This is a genomic window from Pantoea sp. GM_Pan_3, assembly GCF_026541045.1.
Lineage (GTDB): Bacteria > Pseudomonadota > Gammaproteobacteria > Enterobacterales > Enterobacteriaceae > Pantoea > Pantoea anthophila.
The window spans coordinates 383,321-407,266 of sequence record NZ_JALNVA010000002.1; the positions used below are offsets into that span (position 1 = coordinate 383,321).

The window sequence follows — 23,946 nt, forward strand, 5'->3', positions numbered from 1 at the left end:
CGCGCTCCGCGATGGTGGTCAGGAGACTGATATGCAACAACCACACCCTTTTGACGACCCGCAGCAGGCGTGTCTGGTACTGAAGAACGCTCGTCAGCAATACAGCTTATGGCCCACCTTTTGTGCGATCCCGGCCGGGTGGCAGCCGGTATGGGGCCCCGCGCCACAGGCACACTGCCTGACGTGGCTGAATGAACACTGGCACGATATCCGTCCCGTCACCGCAGAAGCCAGCCGGAGCGATCATGTCTGAACTCCCCCTGACACCACAGAAAGCGCTGCCGCTGGTGGCTGCCCAGCCCGGTATCTGGATCGCTGACCAGCTCTCGCCCTATAGCAATGCCTACGCCGTGGCACATTTTGTGGAGCTGCGGGGCGCACTGGACAGCGCGCTGCTCTCCCGCGCTATCGTGGCGGGCATGCAGGAGGCGGACACCCTGAACATGGCTTTTGGCGAGCGGGACGGCGAGCCGCTGCAGTGGCCTGTCGCGCAGCATTTCCGCTTACCCGAGGTGATCGATCTGCGCGCCGCCGCCGATCCGCACGCCGCCGCGCGGGCGCGGATGCAGGAGGATTTGTCGGGCGATCTGCGGGTGCTGAGCGGTGCGCCGCTCTGCCATCACAGCCTGCTGCGACTGGGTGAGGAGCAGTGGTACTGGTATCAGCGCTACCATCATCTGGTCGTGGATGGTTTCAGCTTTACCGCCCTGACCCGCCGTATCGCCGATCTCTACAGCGCCTGGCAGCGCGGCGACACGCCGCCGCCGACGCCGTTTGTGCCGTTCAGCGAGGTGGTTGAGGAGTATCAGCGCTATCAGCAATCGGCAGCCTGGCAGCGCGACCGCCAGTTCTGGCTGGAGAAAGGCGCAGCGTTACCTGCCCCCGCCTCCCTCTCCCCGCTGCCGCTGGCCGGTCAGCGCGCCAGCACAGATCTGCGGCGTCACAGCATCACGGTGGATCGAAGCGCCTTTCAGAAGCTGCTTGAGCACACCGGGCAGCAGAACCTCAGCGCGGCAGATACGGCCGTGGCGCTGGTGGCGCTGTGGCTGGCGCGTCTGACCGGTCAGAACGATTTTGCCGCCGGTTTCATCTTTATGCGCCGCATCGGCTCGGCGGCGCTCTGCGCCACCGGTCCGGTGATCAACGTGCTGCCTCTGGCAGTGCATTACGATCCGGCCCAGCCGCTGGCAGCTCTGGCGGCCCGGCTGGCGGGTGAAGTCAGAAAAATGCGTCGTCATCAGCGCTATGACGCAGAGCAGGTGCAGCGCGATCTGGGTCGTCACGGCGACAACGATCCGCTTTACGGGCCGGTGATTAACCTGAAGATGTTCGACTACCAGCTCGATTTCGCCGGCACAGCGGGCATCACCCATCAGCTGGCGTCCGGCCCGGTTCGCGATCTGGAGATGGCTATCTATCTGAACGATCAGGGCGACCTGACGCTGACGCTGCTGGCTAACGCGCAGCGTTACAGTGACGCCCTGGTGCAGCAGCATGCCCGCCGTTTTGATCGGCTGCTCTTCCAGCTCGCCAGCCAGCCTGCGCGTGCCTGTGGCGAGCTGGATATGCTGATGCCGGACGAGCACCGGCAGCTGGCGGCGATCAATCAGACCGCCGTGACGCTTCCCCCGGCCACGCTGAGCAGCCTGCTGCTGCTGCAGGCTGAACGAACGCCGCAGGCACCGGCGCTGACCGATGCGTCGCATCAGCTCAGCTATCAGCAGATGCAGCAGCAGGTCGCCGCGCTGGGACAGCAGCTGATCGCCCGGGGTGTGGCGCGGGGAGATATTGTCGCCGTGGCGCTGCCGCGCTCCGTGTTTTTATCGCTGGCGCTGCAGGCGATCGTCAGCGTGGGGGCCACCTGGCTGCCGCTCGACACCGGGTATCCCGACGACCGATTAAAGATGATGCTGGCAGACGCCACGCCAAAAGCGCTGATCACCCGCCGTGAACTGGCTGACCGGCTGGCGGCGCTCTCGCCGGTCACACCGCTGTTTTACGACACGCTGTTAACCCCCGCTGAGGCGATGCCGTCGCAGGCGCCCTCCCCGCAGGATGGCGCGTACCTCATCTACACCTCCGGCTCAACCGGGCGGCCAAAGGGCGTGCTGGTCAGTCACGCCGCGATCGTCAACCGCCTGCTATGGATGCAGGATCGCTATCCGCTGGGTCAGGATGATGTGGTGTTACAGAAGACGCCGGGCAGCTTTGATGTCTCCGTCTGGGAGTTCTTCTGGCCCCTGATCGCCGGTGCACAGCTGGTGATGGCGCCGCCCGATGCGCACCGCGACCCGGAGGCGCTGAGGCAGCTGTTTGCCCGCTACCGCGTGACCACCACCCACTTTGTTCCGTCGATGCTGGCCGCCTTTTTCGCTGCGCTGCAGGAGGAGACGGCGGCAGCCTGCTGTGCCACCCTGCGTCGGGTCTTCTGCAGCGGTGAAGCACTGCCCGCCGCGCTGTCGCGTCAGTGGCAGACGCTGACCGGGGTGCCGCTGCATAACCTCTATGGCCCGACCGAAGCGGCGGTGGATGTCAGCTACTATCCGGCCTCCGGCGCAGAGCTGGCCGCCGTTGAAGGCGCCAGCGTACCGATTGGCTTCCCGGTCTGGAACACCGGCCTGCGGATCCTGGATGCCCGTCTGCAGCCGGTGCCGCCGGGCATTGCCGGCGATCTCTGGCTGACCGGCGTCCAGCTGGCGCACGGCTATCTGGATCGTCCCGACCTCACGGCCAGCCGCTTTGTGGCCGATCCCTGGGGTGACGGCACCCGGATGTACCGCACCGGCGACGTGGCACGCTGGCTGCCGGATGGCGCAGTGGAGTATCTGGGCCGCAGTGACGATCAGCTTAAAATTCGCGGACAGCGCATTGAGCTGAATGAGATCGATCTGGCGATGGCCGCCCTGCCGGGCATTGAGCAGGCGGTGACGCACGCGGCCGTGCTGGCCGGCGGCGGCGATCTGCAGGGTGATGCCCGACAGCTGGTCGGTTATGTCGTCGCCAATGAGACGATTGACGCGGACGCCCTGCGCCAGCGGCTGGCCACCCGGCTGCCCGCACACATGGTGCCGGTGGCGATTGTTCAGCTGGCGAGCCTGCCGCTCAGCAGCAACGGCAAGCTCGATCGTAAAGCCCTGCCGCTGCCACAGACCCAGGCCAGAATCGCCGGGCGCGCGCCCTGCCCCGGACTGGAAAGCACGCTGGCTCAGGCGTTTGCTTCGCTGCTGGAGCGCGAGTCGGTCAGCGCACAGGATGACTTTTTCTTGCTGGGAGGGCATTCGCTGCTGGCGATGCGGCTGGCGGCGCGGCTGCGCCGGACGCTGGATCAGCCGGTGTCGGTGGGGCAGATTATGGTGGCCCCTACGGTGGAACAGCTGGCGGCCCTGCTCAGCGGCCCCTCTGCCGGGGCGGCCCGCGCCGGGTTTGAGACGGTATTGCCGCTGCGGCGCAGCACGGGCCCGACGCTGTTCTGTTTCCATCCCGCTTCCGGTTTTGCCTGGCAGTTCAGCGCATTAACGCGTTATCTGGACCCGCGCTGGTCGCTGCTGGGCATTCAGTCACCCGACCTCACCAGCCCGCTCAGCCAGGCGCTGCATCTTGATGCGGTGTGTGATGCTCATCTGGCGACGGTGCGACAGCAGCAGCCTCAGGGGCCTTACTATTTCCTGGGCTACTCGCTGGGCGGCACGCTGGCACAGGGGATTGCCGCGCGGCTGGAAGCGGAAGGCGAAACCGTTGCCTTCCTCGGGCTGCTCGACACCTGGCCGCCGGAAACGCAAAACTGGGATGCACGGCGCGGCGAGAACGTGCTGGATCCGGCGGTGCTGGAGGAGGTTAACCGCGAGCGCGAGCAGTTTATCGCGACGCAGCGTCAGCAGGCGGGTGAAGGTATGGAGGCGCTGTTCACCACCATTGAGCGCAATTACGCCCGTTCCGTGCGGCTGCTGGCCACGGCGCGCAGTGCCCGTTTCAGCGGACAGGCGACGCTGTTTCTGGCGCAACAGACGCAGCAGCCCGGTCAGGATGCACGTCGCGCCTGGGCACCTTACCTCGGCGGTCTGACGATCTGGCCGCTGGACTGTGCCCATGTAGAGATCGTCTCACCCCGCCTGTTTGAACAGATCGGTCCCCGCCTGCAGCAGATACTGGCGTCGCTGAATCCGTAACCGCCTTCTCCTGCGGAGAGGGTGCCGGTCAGCCTCTTCCGCACGGCACAATCATCGGGGTGCCGGCTACCGGATCGCGGATGATGACGCAGCGCAGGCCGTAGATCGCTTCAATCAGCGCTGGCGTCACAATCTCCGCCGGTTTCCCTTCAGCGATGATTTTTCCGTCACGCATCGCAATCAGGTGGCTGGCGTAACGGCACGCCTGATTAAGATCGTGCAGCACCACCACCAGCGTGCGGCCATGCTGCTGATTGAGATCCTGCATCAGCTCCAGCAGCTCAATCTGATGTGTAATATCCAGCCAGGTGGTGGGTTCGTCGAGCAGCAGTAACGGAGTTTCCTGCGCCAGCACCATCGCGATCCAGACCCGCTGCCGCTGACCGCCGGAGAGCGTATCTACCGGCTGGGCGGCCAGATCGGCCACCCCGGTGGCCTGCATCGCCTGCTGCACCGCCGCCTCATCTTCCTGTCGCCAGCGTCCGAACAGCGTCTGGTGCGGATAACGTCCGCGTGCCACCAGTTCACTGACGCTGATCCCTGCGGGCGCACTGGAACTTTGCGGCAGCAGCCCCAGCCGCCGCGCCACCTCTTTGGTGGCATACCGGGCGATCGTCTGACCATCCAGCAGCACCTCGCCCTGCAGCGGCTTCACCAGCCGGCTCAGGGTGCGCAGCAGTGTCGATTTCCCGCAGGCGTTAGGCCCGATGATGACGGTCAGTTCACCGTCGGGGATCGCGACCGAGAGATGCTCCGCCACGATCTTTTTGTCGTAACCCAGCGTCAGCGCCTTACCCTGCAAACGTGTTTTCTCTCTCACTGGCGTCGCGCCTCCCGTATCAGCAGAGCAATCAGATAGAGTCCGCCCAGGCTGACGGTAATGACACCGACCGGCAGCTGATAAGGCAGGAAAAGGTGCTGTGCGGCGTAGTCTGCGGCGATTAACAGCAGCGCTCCGCACAGCGCAGCCAGCGGCAGTGCGCCTTTGCCCCCCCCGCAGAGACGCCGTGCAATCTGCGGCGCCAGCAGCGCAATAAAAGAGAGAGGCCCGGCCAGCGCGGTTGAGGCCGCAGTCAGGATCACGCCTGTCAGCATCAGCATGACGCGGCTGCGTTCCACCGGAACCCCTAAGGCGCAGGCGGTGTCATCGCCCATCTCCAGCAGACGCATGCGCCGGGCCAGCATTCCCGTTGCCAGCAGCGCCAGCAGCAGCACAACCGTCACGGGAAACGTCTTCGCCCAGGTGATGCCGTTAAGTGAACCGGCGCTCCAGAGCCCGGCGCTCAGTGCCGCCTCCAGGGAGGCGCTGATAATCAGCCAGCTGTTGAGCGCCATCAGCAGCGCCCGCACGCTGATGCCGACGATAATCAGACGAAAGGTCTCTACGCCGTTGCGCCAGCTGAACAGCCAGACCACCGCTGCCGTAAGCAGCCCGCCCGCCAGTGCCGCGAGGGTCAGGCCCGCCATGTTTTGCTGAAACAGCACCAGCGCGACCAGCACCCCGCTGTATGCCCCGGTGTTGAAACCGAGAATATCGGGGCTGCCCAGCGGGTTACGCAGCAGTGACTGAAAAATCGCGCCACTGACGCCCAGCGCGGCCCCCAGCAGCAGCGCCATCGTGACGCGCGGCAAACGCCACTCCAGCACAATCAGCTGAACATTGCGCGCCGCCTCCCCGCTGAAGAGCGTCCACAACTGCTGCACAGAGAGGGAGGGGGTGCCGTGTGTCAGCCCCATAAACGCCAGGATGCCGCAGGCCACCAGCAGCAAAAGCGCATTGATTATGATGCGTTTCATCACAGCCCTCTTCCCGGCCGGCGGCGAACCAGCACAATCAGCATCGGCGCACCGAGAATGGCGGTCACAATCGACACGCGCAGCTCGCCCGGCACCAGCAGCCGTCCCAGGATGTCGGCGGCCAGCAGCAGGCAGGGGGTCATCACAAGGGTTCCCGGCAGCAGCCAGCGATGGTCGTTGCCCAGCAGCCAGCGTGCCAGGTGTGGCGTCATTAAGCCAACAAAGGCGATGGGGCCGACGGCGGCCGTCGCCGCGCCGCTCAGCAGCGCAATCGCCAGCAGGCCCGTCAGCTGCGTTCGCACCACGCGGGTGCCCAGTGCGGTCGCCATATCACCGCCCATGCTCAGGCTGTTCAGTGAACGTGCCAGCAACAGTGCCAGCACGCTGCCGACAGCGACGGCCGGCAAGGTGGCGCGCAGAATCGCGAAACTGCGGATATCCAGCGAGCCGCTATGCCAGAAACGCAGGTGATCGTAAATATCAGGATTGAGCAGCGACAGCCCGGACGTTAATCCCTCCAGCACCGCACCCAGCGCTACCCCCGCCAGGGTCAGGCGCACCGGACTGACCCGACCGCCGCCTACGGCGCCGGTCAGCGCCACCAGCAGAGAGGCCAGAAGTGCACCGGCAAAGGCGAAGCCCAGCCAGTCAGCCGGGGAGTCTGCACCGGTCAGGGCGATCCCCAGTACGACCGCAAAACCCGCACCGGCGTTAACCCCAAGAATGCCGGGATCGGCCAGAGGATTTCGCGTCAGGCTCTGCATCAGCGCACCCGCCAGCCCCAGGCTGCATCCGGCCAGCACCCCCGCCAGGGTGCGCGGCAGCCGGGCGTCACGCACGATGACACAATCGACGCGGGTGCAGTCGGTGAACAGGGCCTGAGTGACCTCATGGAGGGGAATGGATTTGGCGCCCAGCATCAGACTGAGCGCGAAAAGTAGCAACAGCAGCATCCCTGAACCTGCTATTGCGCGACATTGACGCATAACGTTTAAGCCTTCATCAGAAGAGTCACAGAGAAACCCATGCGATTAAGCGACCGATAAGCCTCATCATTTCTGCAGGTTATCCCGTCTCTCAGACGCCACGACCGTTAACAAACAGCGTCTCCAGCCGCGTCAGCAGATTGCTGGCGCTGTAGTAGTCAAGGCGGAAGCTATCCAGCCCCAGTGCATAGACCGCCCTGCTTTTTACTGCCGGGGTCTGCGCCAGGAAAGGGTTGCTCATCACCTGTGCAGTGGTGTTATCGTCGGCGGCAAACAGCAGGTAAGTCTGACCATTCAGGCCCGCCGCCAGATTTTCACCTGACAGCTGAAGAATATCTTTGCGCGTTCCCATACTGTGCCCGGCGTGAAGGCTGGCGGGCGGCGTCGCCAGCGTGAAGCCCAGCTGCTGCAGTAACCTGGCCTGCGCTGACGCTGCCGTCCACAGGTTCACGGCCCGCCCGTCGCCGTTCCAGACCATCGCGGAAACCGGCTGCGGCGGCAGCGTCAGCTTCGCCTTCAGCGCCTTTTCGCGTGCCTCAAAAGCGTTTATCCGTGCGGCCGCTTCCGCCTCATGCCCCGTCGCCTTGCCCAGCAGCGTCACCAGCTGCTGCCAGCTTTTATCGTCATAATTGACCACCAGCACCGGCGCAATTGCCGCAAGCTGATCGACCAGTCTGATGGCTGAATCGTTGCCGGTGGCGCTGACCACAATCAGATCCGGCGCTTCGGCAGCAATCGCTTCTGCACGGGGTTCGCCAATGTAGAGACGCTTCACGCCGCGCTGTTTCGCCACCGCGCCCCACTGCCGGAAATAGCCCTGCTCATCCGCCAGGCGACTGCCGGGGGCGGTGGCCCCGCTGGCGACCACTGGCGCATTAATGGCCAGCAGCGATCCGGTCAGGGTCACGCTGGTTGAGACGATTCGGGTCGGTGCCTGCGTCAGGGTAAGATCGCCACTGGCCCCGGTAATGGTGCGCGGCCAGCCCGTCCCGGCCACCGCGCTGACACTGAGCAGGCTGCTCAGAAAAAACAGCACGATCGCCCTGCTAACCCTCTGTTTATTCATACGTTCTTTTCCACACTCGTTCAGATAAGGTCGGCGGCTGTTTATGCTGATCTGACCCGGAGCAGCAGCCGAAGCGCCGCATATGGATTGACAGATCCGGCCAATCCACGTAGCTTAACGCCTAATAATACAAATGATAATCATTATTAGTTATCTTATCATTTCCGGGTGAAAAGTATGGCCGAATCACGCGCATTTGAACATCCCCTGTTGCACGATTTTGCGGCACTCTGCCAGGGTTTCCTGTTTACCTCGCCCTGGCAAAGCCTCACCACACAGGGCTGCTTTACGACGCTGACCACGCCAGTCAGACAGGGTGAACAGCTGACAGGGGATTTTCAGCAGCAGCTTCAGCACCACTTTACCTCGGCCAGAAAGCAGGGCATTGCGCACCCCATCGTGGCAGGCGCCATCCCCTTTGACGTGACGCAGCCCGCCGCACTGTTTATCCCGGAGTCCTGGCAGCGCTTTAACCGTGACGATCTGATCGCCCGGGCCTCACTGGCAGACGCCGATCTGCCCGTGATTCGTCGCCGCACGGCGTTGCCGGATCAGGCGCGCTTTACCGACATGGTGGCGCAGGCAGTTGCCGCCACGCGCCGGGGCGACCTGAAGAAAGTGGTGCTGTCGCGGCTGATGGAGATCGTGGCTGAACAGCCGGTTGATACGGCTGCTCTGATGCAGCGCATCGTGGTGCAGAACCCCGGCAGCTATCACTTTCATCTGCCCCTGCCCGGCGGCGGCGCGCTGGTGGGAGCCAGCCCGGAACTACTGATTCGAAAACAGGGTCGCCTGTTCAGCTCCTGTCCCCTGGCCGGCTCGGCCGCACGCAGCCGCGATCCGCAACGCGATCGGGCCTCCGGCGACAGCCTGATGCAGTCGGCGAAGGATCGTCATGAACATCAGCTGGTGACAGATGCGATGCGCGCCACCCTGCAGCCGCGCAGCCGTTTGCTGTCGGTGCCTGAAACACCCTCTCTGCTGACCACGGCCACCCTCTGGCATCTCGCCACGCAGATCCGAGGCGAAGTGCTGGACGAGCGCGAAAATGCACTCTCCCTCGCCTGCCTGCTGCATCCGACGCCGGCGCTCAGCGGCTTTCCTCATCAGCGTGCGCAGGCCCTGATCCAGCGCCTTGAACCGTTTGAGCGTCAGCTGTTTGGCGGCATCGTCGGCTGGTGTGACGACCGGGGCAATGGCGAATGGGTCGTCACCATTCGCTGCGGCACGGTGAAGGGGTCGCGGGTACGGCTGTTTGCCGGTGCGGGCATCGTGACGGATTCACAACCTGAAGCAGAGTGGCGTGAAACCGGCGTCAAACTCGACACCCTGCTTCGCGCTTTTGGATTGCAATAAAGGAACCTGCATGACGATCTCCTACAGCCGCTGGCCGGACGACCTGGCCGCCCGTTACCGTGAAAAAGGCTACTGGCTCGACCTGCCGATGACCGACATACTGGATCGCCACCGCGACAACGATAGCGTGGCGGTGATTGAGGATGACAGGCGGTTGACCTACCGCCAGCTGGCGGCACTGAGTGACAACCTGGCGGCGGCGTTACAGCGGCGTGGCCTGAAACGGGGTGATACGGCGCTGGTGCAACTGGGCAACGTGGCCGAATTTTACCTGACGCTGTTTGCCCTGTTTAAACTCGGTGTGGCGCCGGTGAATGCCCTGTTCAGCCATCAGCGCACCGAACTGACCGCCTACGCCAGCCAGATTTCGCCCCGCCTGGTGATTGCTGACCGCACGCATCCGCTGTTTGCCGATGACGCTTTTATTGCGCAGCTCCGCCACGATCACCCCTCACTGCAGCAGGTGATCCTGCGCCATGCCTCACCGCCGGAACAGAGCCTTGAAGCGCTGCTGGCCGAACCGGCCGGTGCGTTTATGGCCACGCCGACCGCGGGCGACGAGGTAGCCTTTTTCCAGCTCTCTGGCGGCAGTACCGGCACGCCAAAACTGATTCCGCGCACCCATAACGACTACTACTACAGCATCCGTGAAAGTGACGCGATCTGTGGCGTCACTGCCGATACCCGCTATCTCATCGCCCTGCCCGCCGCCCACAACTTCCCGCTGAGTTCGCCGGGCGCGCTGGGCGTCTTTTACGCAGGGGGACAGGTTATTTTGGCCGCCGATCCCAGCGCGACAGCCTGCTTTCCCCTGATTGAGAAACATCAGGTGACCGATACCGGCCTGGTTCCGCCTGCCGCCAGCCTCTGGCTGCTGGCACTTCAGGAATCGGACAGCAAGGCGGTACTGGCCTCCCTGCAGCGCATGCAGGTGGGGGGCGCTAAGCTGGGCGAAACGCTGGCTGCACGCATACAGCATGAGATCGGCTGCACCCTGCAGCAGGTCTTTGGCATGGCCGAAGGACTGGTGAACTACACCCGGCTGGATGATGATCCGCAGACCATCCTCACCACACAGGGACGCCCGATCTCCCCGGATGATGAGGTCTGGGTTGCCGACGAGCAGGGTCATCCTCTGCCCGTGGGGGCCACCGGTCGTCTGATGACACGCGGCCCCTACACCTTTCGCGGCTACTACAACAGTCCGGAACACAACGCCGCCAGTTTCGACGAACGGGGCTTTTACTGTTCCGGTGACCTGGTTGAGATCACCCCTGACGGCAACCTTATCGTGCAGGGTCGGGAGAAAGATCAGATTAACCGGGGTGGCGAGAAGATCGCCGCGGAAGAGATTGAAAACCTGCTGCAGCAACACGCCGACGTGATCCACGCGGCACTGGTCTCCATGAGCGATCCGCTGCTGGGTGAAAAAAGCTGCGCGTTTATCGTCACCCGTCAGCCGGTAAAACCGGTGGCGCTGCGGCGCCACCTGCGTGAACTGGGCGTCGCAGAATTTAAGCTTCCTGACCGCATTACCTGCGTAGATGCCCTGCCACTGACCCCGGTCGGCAAGGTCGATAAAAAACGTCTGCGCCAGCATCTTGCCGATCAACACGCGTAAGCCCGATCTGTCCGGAGAATTTTTATGACTATTCCACAACTGACCTCCTATCCACTGCCCGCAGCCACCGAGTTGCCGAATAACCGCGTGAAATGGGTGCTGGAGCCGGGCCGGGCCGCCCTGCTCATCCACGATATGCAGCGCTATTTTCTCAGCTTCTGGGGGGAGAACAGCCCGCTGATTGAGCAGGTCGTCGGCAATATTGCCCGCCTGCGTCGCTACTGCAAAGCGCAGGGCATTCCGGTGTTTTACACCGCCCAGCCGACGGCACAGAGCGATGCGGATCGCGCCCTGCTCAACGATATGTGGGGACCGGGCCTGAATAAGCATCCCGACCAGCAGAGGATCGTGGCGGCGCTGGCCCCCGACGAGGACGACCAGGTGCTGACTAAGTGGCGCTACAGCGCCTTTCATCGCTCCCCGCTGGAGGCGATCCTGAAGGAGACGGGCCGCGATCAGCTGATTATCACGGGCGTCTATGCCCATATCGGCTGCCTGACCACCGCCACGGATGCCTTTATGCGTGATATCCAGCCGTTTATGGTGGCCGATGCGCTGGCTGATTTCAGCCGCGAGGAGCATATGATGGCGCTGACTTACACCGCCGGCCGCAGCGGAAAAGTGGTAATGACGGCTGATATGATGCCGATCCCTCTCAGCAAAGCGGATCTGCGCGCGCTCGTCCTGCCGCTGCTGGAGGACGATGAGGTGCCGGAGGATGATGAAAACCTGATCGATTATGGTCTGGATTCGGTGCGCGTCATGGCGCTGGCGGCACGCTGGCGTCAGGTTCACCGGGATATCGACTTTGTTACGCTGGCGAAAAATCCGAGCATCGATGGCTGGTGGGCACTGCTGTCGCGGGAGCTCACTCAATGAGCCACACCTTCGACTTCAGCGGTCGCGTTGTCTGGGTAACCGGAGCTGGTCAGGGCATTGGTTATCAGAGTGCGCTGGCCTTTCATCGGGCAGGCGCGCGGGTGGAAGCCTTTGACCTGCAGTTTGCGCGGCAGGATTATCCGTTTCGCTGTCATCGCCTGGATGTGGCCGATCCGGATCAGGTAGAAACGATCTGTCAGCACGTGCTGGCAACGCAACCGCGCATTGATGTGCTGGTCAACGCGGCGGGCATTTTGCGCGTCGGCGCCACCGATGCGCTCTCCTTCGCTGACTGGCAGGCGTGCCTGAACGTCAATGCGGGCGGCGCCTTTAACCTGTTTCAGCAGACGCTGCCGCGCTTTCGCCAGCAGCGCGCCGGGGCCATCGTCACCGTGGCGTCTAATGCGGCGCACGCGCCGCGAATCGGCATGTCGGCCTACGGCGCATCGAAAGCGGCACTGCGCAGCCTCTGTCTGACCGTGGGGCTGGAAATGGCCCCTTTTGGCGTTCGCTGTAACATCGTTTCACCCGGCTCCACCGACACCGCGATGCAGCGCAGCCTGTGGCAGACCCCCGGCGGCGAGCAGGAAATGATCGCCGGTTTTCCGGATCAGTTTAAGCTGGGGATCCCGCTGGGCAAGATCGCGCAGCCGCAGGAAATTGCGGCCACCGTGCTGTTTCTCGCATCAGACCTGGCCAGCCATGTGACCCTGCAGGATATCGTGGTCGACGGCGGCGCAACTCTGGGAGCCTGAAAATGTCTGCGATCTGGAAACGATCCTTCGACCTTCCCGCCCTGAATGCACTGGGCGAGCAGTCGCTGGTCGCCCATCTCGGGATCGTCTTTACCGTGATAGGCGAGGATTACCTGGAAGCGACGATGCCGGTGGATGCGCGCACGCACCAGCCATTTGGCCTGCTGCATGGCGGGGCCTCCGTGGTACTGGCGGAGTCGATGGGCTCTATGGCCGGGTATATGGCGGTGGAAGAAGGCAGCAGCGTGGTGGGTGTCGAAGTCAATGCCAGCCATCTGCGTGCGGTGTCAGCCGGGACAGTGCGGGGGATCTGTCGCCCCCTGCATCTGGGCAGACGCAGTCAGAGCTGGCAGATCGAGATCCGTAACGGCCGGGATCAGTTGTGCTGCAGTGCGCGACTCAGCGTAGCGGTGATGAGAAGCTGAAAAAATAAAGCCCCCCTTTCGGTCGGAAAGAGGGGCTTTGCCGGTCAGCCTGTGGCCGCGTCGTGGTTAGCGCTGATAGATAATTTCGACGCCTTCGTCGTCTTCATCATCCCAGTCGTCATCCCACTCTTCATCTTCCACTTCTGTCGCATTTTCAAGGGTTTCTTTGTGGTAATCGTCCCACATGAACTCCACTTTCTCCGGCTGCTTCTCTTCAAGCTCGGCTTCTTTCGGGTTGGCGTTGATGAAGCTCATCACATCCCAGCAGAGTTCGTTGACGCCGGTACGGCTGGCGGCAGAGATCAGGTAATACTTATCTTCCCAGCCCAGCGCCTCAGCGACCGCTTTAGCACGTGCCTGCGCTTCTTCTTCACCAATCAGGTCCACTTTGTTGAAGACCAGCCAGCGCGGTTTGTTGAACAGCTTCTCGCTGTACTTTTCCAGTTCGCCAAGAATGATGCGGGCGTTTTCAACCGGATCGCTTTCATCGATCGGATCGATGTCGATCAGGTGCAGCAACACGCGGCAGCGCTCCAGGTGCTTCAGGAAGCGGATCCCGAGACCGGCACCCTCAGCGGCGCCTTCAATCAGGCCCGGAATATCGGCCACGACAAAGCTCTGCTCGCTGTCCATACGTACCACGCCCAGGCTTGGCACCAGGGTGGTAAACGGATAGTCCGCCACTTTTGGCTTGGCGGCCGACACGGCGCGAATAAAGGTGGATTTACCGGCATTCGGTAAGCCCAGCATGCCGACGTCCGCCAGCAGCATCAGCTCAAGCTGCAGGTCGCGCTTCTCACCCGGGGTTCCCATGGTTTTCTGGCGCGGGCTGCGGTTCACTGACGATTTAAAACGGGTGTTGCCCAGGCCATGCCAGCCGCCTTTACCGACCATCAGTTTCTGGCCGTGACGCGTCATGTCGCCTAAGGTCTCGCCGGTTCCCTGGTCGATAACCCGGGTGCCGACCGGAACTTTGATTTCGATATCTTTACCGCGTTTACCGGTACAGTCGCGGCTCTGGCCATTCTGCCCGCGTTCAGCGCGGAACGATTTCTCGAAACGATAATCGATAAGGGTATTGAGGTTTTCATCGGCGATCAGATAAACGTCGCCGCCGTCACCGCCATCACCCCCGTCAGGGCCGCCTTTCGGGATATATTTTTCGCGGCGGAAGCTGACGCATCCATTACCGCCATCACCCGCGACGACCAGAATTGTCGCTTCATCAACAAACTTCATTTTCAATCTCCGTCACACAATCGCCTGCAGCACTCTGCAGACGGGTCCGCCAGGGTCTTCTGCGCTGACCAGCGGCGGATAAATCAGGACTGGCTGTCGCCAGTGTGTACATAAAGTGTACAGCAAACTTCAGTGAGGCGTCGCTTTTACCGCGACAGAGCGCAGAATGTAAAAAGCCCCGCAGGAGCTGCGGGGCCTTTAATTCGTGCGTTCAGACGTTAACCGTCTGCGTCACGACAACCTTACTCAGCAACGATGCTGATGTATTTACGGTTGTTCGGACCTTTAACTTCGAATTTTACTTTGCCGTCTGCGGTAGCGAACAGGGTGTGGTCACGACCACAACCTACGTTGCTGCCTGCGTGGAATTTGGTGCCACGCTGACGAACGATGATGCTACCTGCCAGAACAGATTCACCACCAAAACGCTTAACACCCAGACGTTTTGCATTGGAGTCACGACCATTTCGAGTCGAACCACCAGCCTTTTTATGTGCCATTTGTCAGATCTCCTCTTACGCCGTGATACCAGTGATTTTCACATCAGTGAACCACTGGCGATGGCCAGCCTGCTTACGGTAGTGCTTACGACGACGAAACTTAACGATCTTAATTTTCTCGCCACGACCGTGAGCAACAACTTCTGCCTTGATCATACCGCCTGAAACCAGTGGCGCGCCGATTTTCACGTCTTCGCCATTAGCAATCATCAGAACCTGGTCAAACTCGATGGTTTCACCGGTTGCGATGTCCAGCTTTTCCAGGCGAACGGTCTGACCTTCGCTTACTCGGTGTTGTTTACCACCACTTTGGAAAACCGCGTACATATAAAACTCCGCTTCTGCGCTTGCCTTTTAGTTCATCAGGCGGCGCGCTAAATATTCACAATAGGGCGCGAATTCTACGCAAAACTCCAGAAGAAGACAAGAGCACTTTGCACACTCTTGCAGAAAAAAAACACAGGCTGAACGCAACCGTTTCTCAGGCTGAAAATTCAAGTACAATCAGTAACAGATTACCTGAACGCTGGCTGGGTAAAAGCACTTACCATGGCAGAGATAACGAGTCATAGCTGAAAAGACGAATGAACTTAGAACAGATCAACGAATTAACCGCACAGGATATGGCTGCCGTTAACCAGACCATCCTCGACCAGCTGAATTCAGATGTCTCGCTCATCAACCAGTTGGGCTACTACATCATCAGTGGTGGGGGTAAGCGTATCCGTCCCATGATTGCCGTGCTCTCCGCACGCGCCATGGGCTACAAGGGCGACCTGCACGTGACCAATGCGGCGCTGATCGAATTTATCCACACCGCCACGCTGCTGCATGACGATGTCGTGGATGAATCCGATATGCGTCGTGGCAAAGCGACCGCGAACGCGGCGTTTGGCAATGCGGCAAGCGTGCTGGTCGGGGATTTTATTTACACCCGCGCCTTCCAGATGATGACCAGCATGGGGTCGCTGCGTATCCTGGCGCTGATGTCAGAAGCGGTCAACGTGATCGCTGAGGGCGAAGTCCTGCAGCTGATGAACGTGAACGATCCTGACATCACCGAAGAGAGCTACATGCGCGTGATTTACAGCAAGACCGCGCGCCTGTTTGAAGCCGCGTCGCAGGCTTCTGCGATCCTGGCTGACGCCACGCCGGAAGAGGAGAAAGCGCTGCAGGATTATGGACGCTATCTGGGCACGGCTTTCCAGTTAATCGACGATTTGCTGGATTACAGTGCGGACGGAGAGACGCTGGGTAAAAACACCGGCGACGACCTGAGCGAAGGGAAACCGACGCTGCCGCTGCTGCATGCAATGCAGAACGGCTCACCTGAGCAGGCGAAGATGATCCGCGAAGCCATTGAGCAGGGTAATGGCCGCCATCTGCTGGAACCGGTACTGGAAGCGATGCACCAGTGCGGCTCGCTGGAGTGGACCCGCACCCGCGCCGAACAGGAAGCGGACAAGGCGATTGCCGCTCTGCGCATTCTGCCTGAATCACCCTGGCGCAGTGCGCTGGAGTCGCTGGCGCATATGTCAGTTCAGCGCGATTTCTGATTCCCTACGGAGCCTCCCTGGCTCCGTTTCTCCTCCCCGCTCTCACTTCTTTATGTTCGCTCATTGCTGTTGCATGCCTTTTGCGGGCTGTCACACAGACCCGACACTGACGCCAAATATTACTGGAAATTAATGGAAACTATTTGCTATAAAAAACGCTTACTTTCCAGATAACAGTAAAAAGGTAAGCCAACGTCCCGGTGGACGACACAAAGACAAGGAGAACGGGTTATGCAAAAAAGGATGGAAGACTGGCACCCGGCTGACATTATCGCAGCCCTGCACAAACGCGGTACGACGCTGGCCGCACTGTCACGCTCGGCCGGCCTCAGCTCATCAACACTCGCGAATGCGCTGACGCGCCCGTGGCCAAAAGGCGAATGGCTGATCGCCGAGGCGATCGAGGTGCATCCCAGCGAGATCTGGCCCAGCCGCTACTACGATCCTGACACGCACCGCCTGCTGGATCGCAAAAAACGTATCCGGATCCCCGCCGATCTTTCCGGCACGCCCTGAGATCGACAGGCGAAAAAAAACCAGCCCCGCAAAGGGCTGGTTCTTTCAGCGCATACCTGAGATTACTCTTCGCTGACGCGCTCGATATTCGCACCCATCGCTTTCAGCTTATCTTCGATATGCTCATAGCCACGATCGATGTGATAAATGCGATCGACGAATGTCGTGCCTTCCGCGATACAGCCAGCCAGAACCAGGCTGGCAGAAGCACGCAAATCGGTCGCCATCACCTGCGCACCGGACAGGGTTTCCACCCCGTGACAGATCGCGGTGTTGCTCTCGATCTCCGCATGGCCGCCCATACGAATCAGCTCCGGGATGTGCATGAAACGGTTTTCGAAAATGGTTTCGGTAATCACGCCGGTGCCTTCCGCCACCATATTCAGCAGGGTGAACTGCGCCTGCATATCGGTCGGGAAACCCGGGTGTGGCGCGGTGCGCACATTGACCGCTTTAGGGCGTTTGCCGTGCATATCGAGACTGATCCAGTCTTCGCCGGTTTCGATATCGGCACCGGCGTCACGCAGCTTAGAGAGAACCGCATCCATCGTATCGGGCTGAGCCTTGTGGCACATCACTTTGCCGCCTGAAATGGCGGCTGCCACCAGGAAGGTGCCGGCTTCGATGCGGTCCGGCAGAACGCGGTAAACACCGCCGCCCAGACGCTCGACGCCTTCGATGGTGATCTTGTCAGTGCCTGCGCCGCTAATGCGGGCACCCAGCGTGTTAAGGAAGTTGGCGGTATCGACAATTTCCGGCTCCCGCGCCGCATTCTCAATCACGGTGGTGCCGGTCGCCAGGGTTGCCGCACTCATAATAGTGACGGTTGCGCCGACGCTGATCTTGTCCATGACAATCAGCGCGCCCTTCAGGCGGCCGTTGACGGACGCCTTGACGTAGCCCTCTTCCAGCTTAATCTCGGCACCCAGCTGTTCCAGGCCGGTGATATGCAGGTCAACCGGACGCGCACCAATCGCGCAGCCGCCCGGCAGCGAAACCTGACCCTGACCAAAACGCGCCACCAGCGGGCCCAGCGCCCAGATGGAGGCGCGCATGGTTTTCACCAGATCGTAAGGCGCACAAAATACATCGACCGCGCTGGCATCGACATGCACAGAACCGTTGCGCTCCACCTTCGCACCCAGCTGGCTCAGCAGCTTCATGGTGGTATCAATGTCGCGCAGCTTTGGCACATTCTGGATCTCTACCGGCTCTTCAGCCAGCAGGGCAGCAAACAGAATAGGTAGCGCGGCGTTCTTCGCCCCGGAAATGGTTACTTCACCACTTAAGCGGGTGGGGCCTTGCACACGAAATTTGTCCATTAACACGGCTCTCAATTAACTAGCTAAAGATGGGACTCGCTTACCACGAGTGCACCACGCTGAGGGATCAGAAACCGTTGAGTTTACGGTCGCGCGCCCATTCAGCGGGAGTATAGGTTTTGATAGAGACAGCATGAATGCGGTTGTCCGCGATGTATTCCATCAGCGGCGCGTAGACAGCCTGCTGTTTTTTCACGCGGCTCAGCTCGCCAAACAGTTCGCCTACGGCGATCACCTGAAAATGGCTGCCATCGTTGCTCATCACATGCACTTCATCTAAAGGCAGCGCTGCCATCAGCACGGCCTGAATTTCACTGTTTTCCATTGTGCTTAACTTCACTTAATAATAATAAGGCTGACATAGTAGAGGAAAGCGGCTGACTCTTAAATACGCAAAAGCCCCTGTTGAAAACAGGGGCTTAGCATAACAAGCGGAAATCAGGCGCTTTTATCCGCAGAAACAATAATCTGTTGCAGATTGTAAAGCGTAATCAGCGACTGCAGTTTGTCGCTGATACCGGCAAAGCGCGGGGTGCTCCCCTGCGCCCGTGCGATTTCCCGCAGGTGCACCAGCAGAGCGAGGCCGGAAGAGTCAACCCGGTTCAGCGCCGCGACGTCGATCGTCTCGACGCCGCGAATCAGCGTTTCACGCTGCTGCCAGAGGCCCATCAGGGTGTCGCGATCCAGCTCGCCTTTCAGTAATAGCGTGCTGGCTTCGCGCTCCCAGCGTAACGATTCGTGCATTATTGTTGTTTATCCAGCGTGATTGGCTGTGACGCAGACGATTTGAGCTGCGCCGTCAGACCATCGATACCTTTGGTCCGTAACAGATCGCTCCACTCATTCTGCTTGGTGGTGATCATGCTGACGCCTTCGGCAATCATGTCATAAGCCTGCCAGTTGCCAGTCTGGCTGTTTTTACGCCACTGAAAGTCGAGGCGAACCGGCGGACGGCCATTGGGATCGATGATAGTGACGCGAATCGCCACAATTTTGGCGTCGCCCAGCGGCTGCTCAGGCTGGATCTGATAGCTCTGGCCGTTATAGAGGGCCAGTGCCTGGCCATAAGCCTGGGCCAGATAGTCGCCAAAAGCGCTGAAGTAAGCTTCGCGCTGAGCCGGTGTTGAGTCACGATAGTAGCGACCCAGCACTAATGCGCCCGCATATTTGATCTGCACGTAAGGCAGCAGTTCCTGACGCACAATCTGACGCAGGTAGTTGGGGTCCTGCTTGATTTTTGGCTGCTCATTTTTCAGACGGCTGAAGGTCTTTTGCGCCGCTTCGTTCATCAGCTTGTAGGGATTGCTCTGGTCGGCTGCCGTTGCCGTCAGCGGGACCGCAACCACCAGCATGGCAATCATCAGTAAACGTTTAAACATGGTATGCCCTCTTTTTTAAGGTTGAGCCGGTTCCGCAGGCGCGGCACTGCTGCCATCCTGCGCATCCTTGCCCTCATTTTTTTGTTTGTTGTCGCCGCTCTTGTAAAGGAACTGACCGATCAGATCTTCAAGCACCATCGCCGATTTGGTGTCGCGCAGCGTATCGCCATCTTTCAGCATCGCCGAACCGAGCTCAGGGTCGTCAAAGCCTAAATTAAGCGCCAGGAACTGCTCACCCAGCAGACCCTGGGTGCGAATCGCCAGCGAACTGGTATCTGAAATTTTATTCGCGTACTGATCGCTAATCTCCATCGTGACGCGCGGCAGCAGGGTCTTCGGTTCAAGCTCGATATCCGTCACCCGGCCAATCACTACGCCGCCGATTTTGACCGGTGAACTGGCTTTGAGGCCGCCAATATTGTCAAAGGTCGCGTAGAGTTTCCACGTCGGCTCCGTGCCCATCGACTTCAGGTCGGCGACGCGCAGACAGAGGAACAGCGCGGCGATCAGCGCCATAATCATAAAAATGCCAACCCAGATTTCGCTTTTTTTGCTTTGCATTGCATCAATTCCCAAACATCAGTGCTGTCAGCACAAAATCCAACCCGAGTACCGCCAGAGAGGCGTGTACGACGGTACGCGTTGTCGCGCGACTGATCCCTTCGGAAGTGGGAATCGCGTCATAGCCATTAAAAAGAGCAATCCAGGTCACCGTCACGGCAAAGACGGCACTTTTGATCAGGCAGTTCACCACGTCGGTGCGGAAATCGACCGCGTTCTGCATCGCCGACCAGAAGAAGCCGGGATCGATCCCCTTCCAGCTCACACCCACCAGCGCACCTCCCGCGATCCCGACCGCCGTGAAGATGAGTGCCAGCAGCGGCATGCTGATGAAGCCCGCCCAGAAACGGGGCGACACCACCCGGCGTAACGGATCGACCGCCATCATCTCCATACTGGAGAGCTGCTCGGTAGCTTTCATCAGGCCGATTTCCGCCGTCAGCGCCGAGCCCGCCCGGCCGGCAAACAGCAGTGCGGTTACCACCGGTCCCAGCTCTCGCAACAACGACAGGGCCACCAGCATACCCAGACTGGTTTCGGCGCCATAGGTGGTCAGCACCAGATAGCCCTGCAGCCCGAGAACCATGCCAATGAAGAGACCCGATACCACAATAATCAGGAGCGACAGCACGCCAACGCTGTAGAGCTGTTTGATCAGTAGTGGCGTGTGTCTGCGAAACGCCGGTTTTCCTACCAGCGCGTGAAACAGCATTAATCCTGCGCGTCCAAAACTGGCGCACGTTTCAATTCCCTGACGACCAAACGACGCCAGCGCCTTCAAGACCATCTGTTTAGTTACTCCGTGAGCCGGTTAAATCAGCGAGATAATCGCCGGCAGGAAAACGGAATGGAACCGGACCATCCGCATCGCCATCAATAAACTGGCGCACGCGCGGGTCGTTATTCTCTCGCAGTTCCGGCGTGGTGCCGTGTGCGATAATTTTTTGTCCGGCCACAATATAGGCATAGTCCGCAATGCTCAGTACTTCCGGTACGTCATGCGAGACCACGATGCAGGTCAGGCCCAGCGCATGGTTCAGTTCATCAATGAGTTTGACCAGCACGCCCATGGTAATCGGATCCTGACCGACGAAGGGCTCATCAAACATGATGAGTTCCGGCTCCAGCGCAATAGCGCGCGCCAGGGCCACACGTCGCGCCATCCCGCCTGAGAGCTCTGCGGGCTTCAGCTGGGCCGCGCCCCGCAGGCCCACCGCCTCCAGCTTCATCAGCACCGTGCTGTGTAGCAGCGGCTCAGGCAGTCGCGTATGTTCACGCAGCGGCCACGCAACGTTTTCATAAACCGTTAAGTCTGTAAACAGCGCACCCGACTGGAACAGCATGCTCATCTTTTTACGCGCTTCATACAGTCTGGCGCGCGATAATGACGGAATGTTTTCGCCACGGAAAAAAATCTCGCCGCGGGTCGGCTGAAGTTGCCCCCCAATCAAGCGTAGCAGAGTGGTTTTTCCGATCCCCGATGGCCCCATAATCGCGGTCACTTTGCCTTTCGGCACGGTCAGCGAGATGTCATCAAAGATGGTGCGATCTCCACGCGAAAAACTCACGCCACGAACCTCAACCAGATTCGTTTGCTGCTGGGTCATTATTACCTCTTGTAAGGATCGGGCGTAAACATGGGGTACGATGGTAGCCTGTTCGGTCCTGATTCACGATAGCTTTACAGAAACTTACCGCTAAGATTTGGCGAAAATGGTCATTAAATTTACTTTTGCCCCTGAGGCGGTCAAAATCAGCGCCTGTCTCGCCAAACAGAATTTTAAACCGGCCGGGAACGCATTGCCGGCCTGAGTTTTTACGCAAGGATTTTTCATGTTCGTAGCTTCTGCACTGTTGATTATCGGTTTGCTTTTACTGGCTTATGGTGCCGATCGACTGGTGTTTAGCGCCTCAATATTATGCCGCTCTCTGGGCATTCCGCCGCTGATTATCGGCATGACCGTGGTCAGCATCGGCACCTCGCTGCCGGAGATGATCCTCTCCTTTTCGGCAGCGCAGCATGGCCAGATGGATCTCGCTGTGGGCACCGCCCTCGGCTCGAATATTACGAACATTTTACTGATTCTGGGTGCCGCTGCGCTTATGCACCCGCTGAGTGTGCATTCTAATCTGATTCGCCGCGAACTGCCGCTGATGTTGCTGGTCACCCTGCTCAGCGGTTTTATGCTGTTTGACAATCAGCTTAGTCGACTGGATGGAATTGGCCTGATCGCGATTGCCGCGATTTATCTTCTGGTGGTGATTCGCATCGCACGCAAGGCCGAACGGGACAATAACGACACCCTGACCCGCGAGCAGCTGGCCGAGCTGCCCCGTGAAGAGAGCGGCAACACGGTGGCCTTTCTCTGGCTCGCCGTTGCGCTGATCATCCTGCCGATGTCGACCCGTATGGTGATCGACAACGCCACGGCCTTTGCCGACTACTTTGGCGTCAGTGAGCTGGTGATGGGCCTGACGCTGATTGCCGTGGGCACCAGCCTGCCTGAGCTGGCAACGGTCATCGCCGGTGCACTGAAAGGCGAAGATGATATCGCGATCGGTAATCTGGTCGGCGCCAACATTTATAATATTGCCATCGTGCTTGGCCTGCCGGCGCTGATCCATCCCGGCAGCATTGACTATCACGCTTTCGCCCGAGACTACTGGGTGATGCTCGGCGTGAGTGCGCTCTTTGCCCTGCTCTGCCTGCTACGGCGTCGCCGTGTTGGCAGGACGGCAGGCCTGATTTTACTCTGTGGTTTCTTCGTCTGGGTGACGCTGCTGTGGATGCAGCCGGCGTTCATGGACGGCTAACAAGGACAGACTCACTATGTCACATCAGCAACCAACAGCATTCGACTTCCAGCAGGTGGGAAAAACCGTCCTGCGCATTGAGCGTGAAGGGCTGGAACAGCTCGATCAATATATCAATGAGGACTTTGCCCGCGCCTGCGCCCTGATCTATGCCTGCCAGGGTAAGGTGGTGGTAATGGGCATGGGGAAGTCAGGTCACGTCGGCAAGAAAATGGCGGCGACCTTTGCCAGCACCGGCACGCCCGCCTTCTTTGTGCATCCGGGCGAAGCCAGCCACGGCGATCTGGGCATGGTGAGCAAAAATGATGTGGTCATCGCCATCTCTAACAGCGGGGAGTCGAACGAGATTCTCGCCCTGATTCCGGTGCTGAAGCGCCAGCACATTACGCTGATCTGCATGACCGGACGGCCTGACAGCGCGATGGGACGGGCCGCCGACGTGCATCTCTGCGTCCACGTTCCTCAGGAAGCCTGTCCGCTGGGCCTGGCCCCGACCAGCAGTACCACCGCCACGCTGGTGATGGGTGATGCTCTGGCGGTTTCGCTGCTGGAAGCGCGGGGATTTACAGCCGAGGATTTCGCCCTCTCCCACCCCGGCGGTGCGCTGGGCCGGAAACTGCTGCTGCATGTGGCCGATATCATGCACAGTGGCGATGCGCTGCCGCACGTTACCCGTGACGCCTCACTGCGCGATGCGCTGCTGGAGATTACCCGCAAAAACCTCGGTCTGACGGTGATCGTCGACGACCTGATGAAAATCGAAGGGATTTTTACTGATGGTGACCTGCGCCGCATCTTTGATATGGGCATCGATTTTCAGCGAGCCACCATCGGGGAAGTGATGACGCCAGGAGGCATCCGCGTCCGGCCAAACATGCTGGCGGTGGATGCCCTGAACCTGATGCAGACCAAAAACATTACGTCGATTCTGGTGGCCGATGACGACCATCTGCTCGGTGTGGTACATATGCATGACATGCTGCGCGCTGGCGTAGTCTGAACAGGAAG

General features: G+C 60.2%; 25 protein-coding genes. 11 read left to right on the forward strand and 14 right to left on the reverse strand.

The window, feature by feature from the left end; translation table 11 throughout:
- Positions 1 to 31: 31 nt before the first annotated feature.
- Both OXR04_RS09560 and OXR04_RS09565 read left to right on the forward strand, forming a co-directional pair.
- Positions 32 to 253 (forward strand): MbtH family protein, encoded by a 222-nt coding sequence (locus OXR04_RS09560; protein WP_267369722.1) that lies wholly within the window; start codon positions 32 to 34, stop codon positions 251 to 253.
- Positions 246 to 4,166 (forward strand): enterobactin synthase subunit F, encoded by a 3,921-nt coding sequence (locus OXR04_RS09565; RefSeq protein ID WP_267369721.1) that lies wholly within the window; start codon positions 246 to 248, stop codon positions 4,164 to 4,166. Before OXR04_RS09560 ends, OXR04_RS09565 begins: the two co-directional genes overlap by 8 nt.
- A gap of 28 nt (positions 4,167 to 4,194) precedes the next feature.
- Here the strand turns inward: OXR04_RS09565 and OXR04_RS09570 are convergent, their stop codons facing one another.
- The 4 genes from OXR04_RS09570 to fepB form a co-directional block, all read right to left on the reverse strand.
- On the reverse strand, positions 4,195 to 4,986 hold the full coding sequence (locus OXR04_RS09570; protein WP_267369720.1) for an ATP-binding cassette domain-containing protein: 792 nt from the start codon (positions 4,984 to 4,986) through the stop codon (positions 4,195 to 4,197).
- Entirely contained in the window at positions 4,983 to 5,963 is a 981-nt protein-coding gene (gene fepG, locus OXR04_RS09575) for an iron-enterobactin ABC transporter permease (protein WP_267369719.1), read from the reverse strand. Before fepG ends, OXR04_RS09570 begins: the two co-directional genes overlap by 4 nt.
- The gene (gene fepD, locus OXR04_RS09580) at positions 5,963 to 6,949 is read right to left on the reverse strand and encodes a Fe(3+)-siderophore ABC transporter permease (protein ID WP_154928596.1); all 987 of its coding nucleotides are present in this window, start codon (positions 6,947 to 6,949) and stop codon (positions 5,963 to 5,965) included. The genes fepG and fepD overlap by 1 nt, the downstream gene beginning before the upstream one ends.
- A gap of 91 nt (positions 6,950 to 7,040) precedes the next feature.
- Positions 7,041 to 8,015 carry a Fe2+-enterobactin ABC transporter substrate-binding protein gene (gene fepB, locus OXR04_RS09585; protein WP_140923236.1) on the reverse strand — a complete coding sequence of 325 codons (975 nt, stop codon included), beginning with the start codon at positions 8,013 to 8,015 and terminating at the stop codon, positions 7,041 to 7,043.
- Between the two features lie 177 nt (positions 8,016 to 8,192).
- On the opposite strand from fepB, the gene OXR04_RS09590 reads away from it, so the two are divergent.
- From OXR04_RS09590 to OXR04_RS09610, 5 genes are read left to right on the forward strand one after another with little or no spacing between them, the layout of a single operon-like run.
- Positions 8,193 to 9,371, forward strand: coding sequence for an isochorismate synthase (locus OXR04_RS09590; RefSeq protein WP_267369718.1), 1,179 nt, complete (start codon positions 8,193 to 8,195; stop codon positions 9,369 to 9,371).
- 10 nt (positions 9,372 to 9,381) lie between these two features.
- Positions 9,382 to 10,992 carry a (2,3-dihydroxybenzoyl)adenylate synthase gene (locus OXR04_RS09595; RefSeq protein ID WP_267369717.1) on the forward strand — a complete coding sequence of 537 codons (1,611 nt, stop codon included), beginning with the start codon at positions 9,382 to 9,384 and terminating at the stop codon, positions 10,990 to 10,992.
- Positions 10,993 to 11,016: 24 nt separating this feature from the next.
- Positions 11,017 to 11,871, forward strand: a complete 855-nt coding sequence (locus OXR04_RS09600) for an isochorismatase (protein WP_267369716.1) — start codon at positions 11,017 to 11,019, stop codon at positions 11,869 to 11,871.
- The gene (gene dhbA / locus OXR04_RS09605) at positions 11,868 to 12,626 is read left to right on the forward strand and encodes a 2,3-dihydro-2,3-dihydroxybenzoate dehydrogenase (protein WP_167431932.1); all 759 of its coding nucleotides are present in this window, start codon (positions 11,868 to 11,870) and stop codon (positions 12,624 to 12,626) included. The genes OXR04_RS09600 and dhbA overlap by 4 nt, the downstream gene beginning before the upstream one ends.
- A 2-nt stretch (positions 12,627 to 12,628) precedes the next feature.
- Positions 12,629 to 13,051 carry a hotdog fold thioesterase gene (locus OXR04_RS09610; RefSeq protein WP_009092446.1) on the forward strand — a complete coding sequence of 141 codons (423 nt, stop codon included), beginning with the start codon at positions 12,629 to 12,631 and terminating at the stop codon, positions 13,049 to 13,051.
- Positions 13,052 to 13,117: 66 nt separating this feature from the next.
- On the opposite strand, the gene cgtA is transcribed toward OXR04_RS09610, so the two are convergent.
- The 3 genes from cgtA to rplU all read right to left on the reverse strand — a co-directional run bounded on the left by cgtA (position 13,118) and on the right by rplU (position 15,117).
- Entirely contained in the window at positions 13,118 to 14,290 is a 1,173-nt protein-coding gene (cgtA, locus tag OXR04_RS09615) for an Obg family GTPase CgtA (protein WP_009092447.1), read from the reverse strand.
- A gap of 242 nt (positions 14,291 to 14,532) precedes the next feature.
- Entirely contained in the window at positions 14,533 to 14,790 is a 258-nt protein-coding gene (rpmA, locus tag OXR04_RS09620) for a 50S ribosomal protein L27 (protein ID WP_009092448.1), read from the reverse strand.
- Between the two features lie 15 nt (positions 14,791 to 14,805).
- On the reverse strand, positions 14,806 to 15,117 hold the full coding sequence (gene rplU / locus OXR04_RS09625; RefSeq protein WP_008925416.1) for a 50S ribosomal protein L21: 312 nt from the start codon (positions 15,115 to 15,117) through the stop codon (positions 14,806 to 14,808).
- Between the two features lie 257 nt (positions 15,118 to 15,374).
- On the opposite strand from rplU, the gene ispB reads away from it, so the two are divergent.
- Together ispB and OXR04_RS09635 are read left to right on the forward strand one after the other, a co-directional pair.
- Complete coding sequence (ispB, locus tag OXR04_RS09630; protein ID WP_009092450.1) at positions 15,375 to 16,346, forward strand: octaprenyl diphosphate synthase; 972 nt, start codon at positions 15,375 to 15,377, stop codon at positions 16,344 to 16,346.
- Between the two features lie 231 nt (positions 16,347 to 16,577).
- Entirely contained in the window at positions 16,578 to 16,862 is a 285-nt protein-coding gene (locus OXR04_RS09635; RefSeq protein WP_033736431.1) for a helix-turn-helix transcriptional regulator, read from the forward strand.
- Between the two features lie 62 nt (positions 16,863 to 16,924).
- On the opposite strand, the gene murA is transcribed toward OXR04_RS09635, so the two are convergent.
- The 7 genes from murA to mlaF form a co-directional block, all read right to left on the reverse strand.
- Positions 16,925 to 18,184: a UDP-N-acetylglucosamine 1-carboxyvinyltransferase gene (gene murA / locus OXR04_RS09640; RefSeq protein WP_009092454.1), complete on the reverse strand. Its 1,260-nt coding sequence runs from the start codon at positions 18,182 to 18,184 to the stop codon at positions 16,925 to 16,927.
- A gap of 67 nt (positions 18,185 to 18,251) precedes the next feature.
- Positions 18,252 to 18,509 (reverse strand): BolA family iron metabolism protein IbaG, encoded by a 258-nt coding sequence (ibaG, locus tag OXR04_RS09645; protein ID WP_009092456.1) that lies wholly within the window; start codon positions 18,507 to 18,509, stop codon positions 18,252 to 18,254.
- A gap of 113 nt (positions 18,510 to 18,622) precedes the next feature.
- Entirely contained in the window at positions 18,623 to 18,928 is a 306-nt protein-coding gene (gene mlaB / locus OXR04_RS09650) for a lipid asymmetry maintenance protein MlaB (protein WP_046101075.1), read from the reverse strand.
- Complete coding sequence (gene mlaC / locus OXR04_RS09655) at positions 18,928 to 19,563, reverse strand: phospholipid-binding protein MlaC (RefSeq protein WP_009092458.1); 636 nt, start codon at positions 19,561 to 19,563, stop codon at positions 18,928 to 18,930. Before mlaC ends, mlaB begins: the two co-directional genes overlap by 1 nt.
- A 15-nt stretch (positions 19,564 to 19,578) precedes the next feature.
- Positions 19,579 to 20,124, reverse strand: coding sequence for an outer membrane lipid asymmetry maintenance protein MlaD (mlaD, locus tag OXR04_RS09660; protein ID WP_009092459.1), 546 nt, complete (start codon positions 20,122 to 20,124; stop codon positions 19,579 to 19,581).
- A 4-nt stretch (positions 20,125 to 20,128) separates the two neighbouring features.
- The gene (gene mlaE, locus OXR04_RS09665; RefSeq protein ID WP_009092460.1) at positions 20,129 to 20,911 is read right to left on the reverse strand and encodes a lipid asymmetry maintenance ABC transporter permease subunit MlaE; all 783 of its coding nucleotides are present in this window, start codon (positions 20,909 to 20,911) and stop codon (positions 20,129 to 20,131) included.
- A 4-nt stretch (positions 20,912 to 20,915) separates the two neighbouring features.
- The gene (gene mlaF, locus OXR04_RS09670; RefSeq protein ID WP_046101074.1) at positions 20,916 to 21,731 is read right to left on the reverse strand and encodes a phospholipid ABC transporter ATP-binding protein MlaF; all 816 of its coding nucleotides are present in this window, start codon (positions 21,729 to 21,731) and stop codon (positions 20,916 to 20,918) included.
- A 226-nt stretch (positions 21,732 to 21,957) separates the two neighbouring features.
- Between mlaF and OXR04_RS09675 the strand changes: the two genes are divergently transcribed.
- On the forward strand, positions 21,958 to 22,938 hold the full coding sequence (locus OXR04_RS09675; RefSeq protein ID WP_009092462.1) for a calcium/sodium antiporter: 981 nt from the start codon (positions 21,958 to 21,960) through the stop codon (positions 22,936 to 22,938).
- Between the two features lie 16 nt (positions 22,939 to 22,954).
- Positions 22,955 to 23,938: an arabinose-5-phosphate isomerase KdsD gene (kdsD, locus tag OXR04_RS09680; protein ID WP_009092463.1), complete on the forward strand. Its 984-nt coding sequence runs from the start codon at positions 22,955 to 22,957 to the stop codon at positions 23,936 to 23,938.
- Positions 23,939 to 23,946 lie beyond the last annotated feature (8 nt).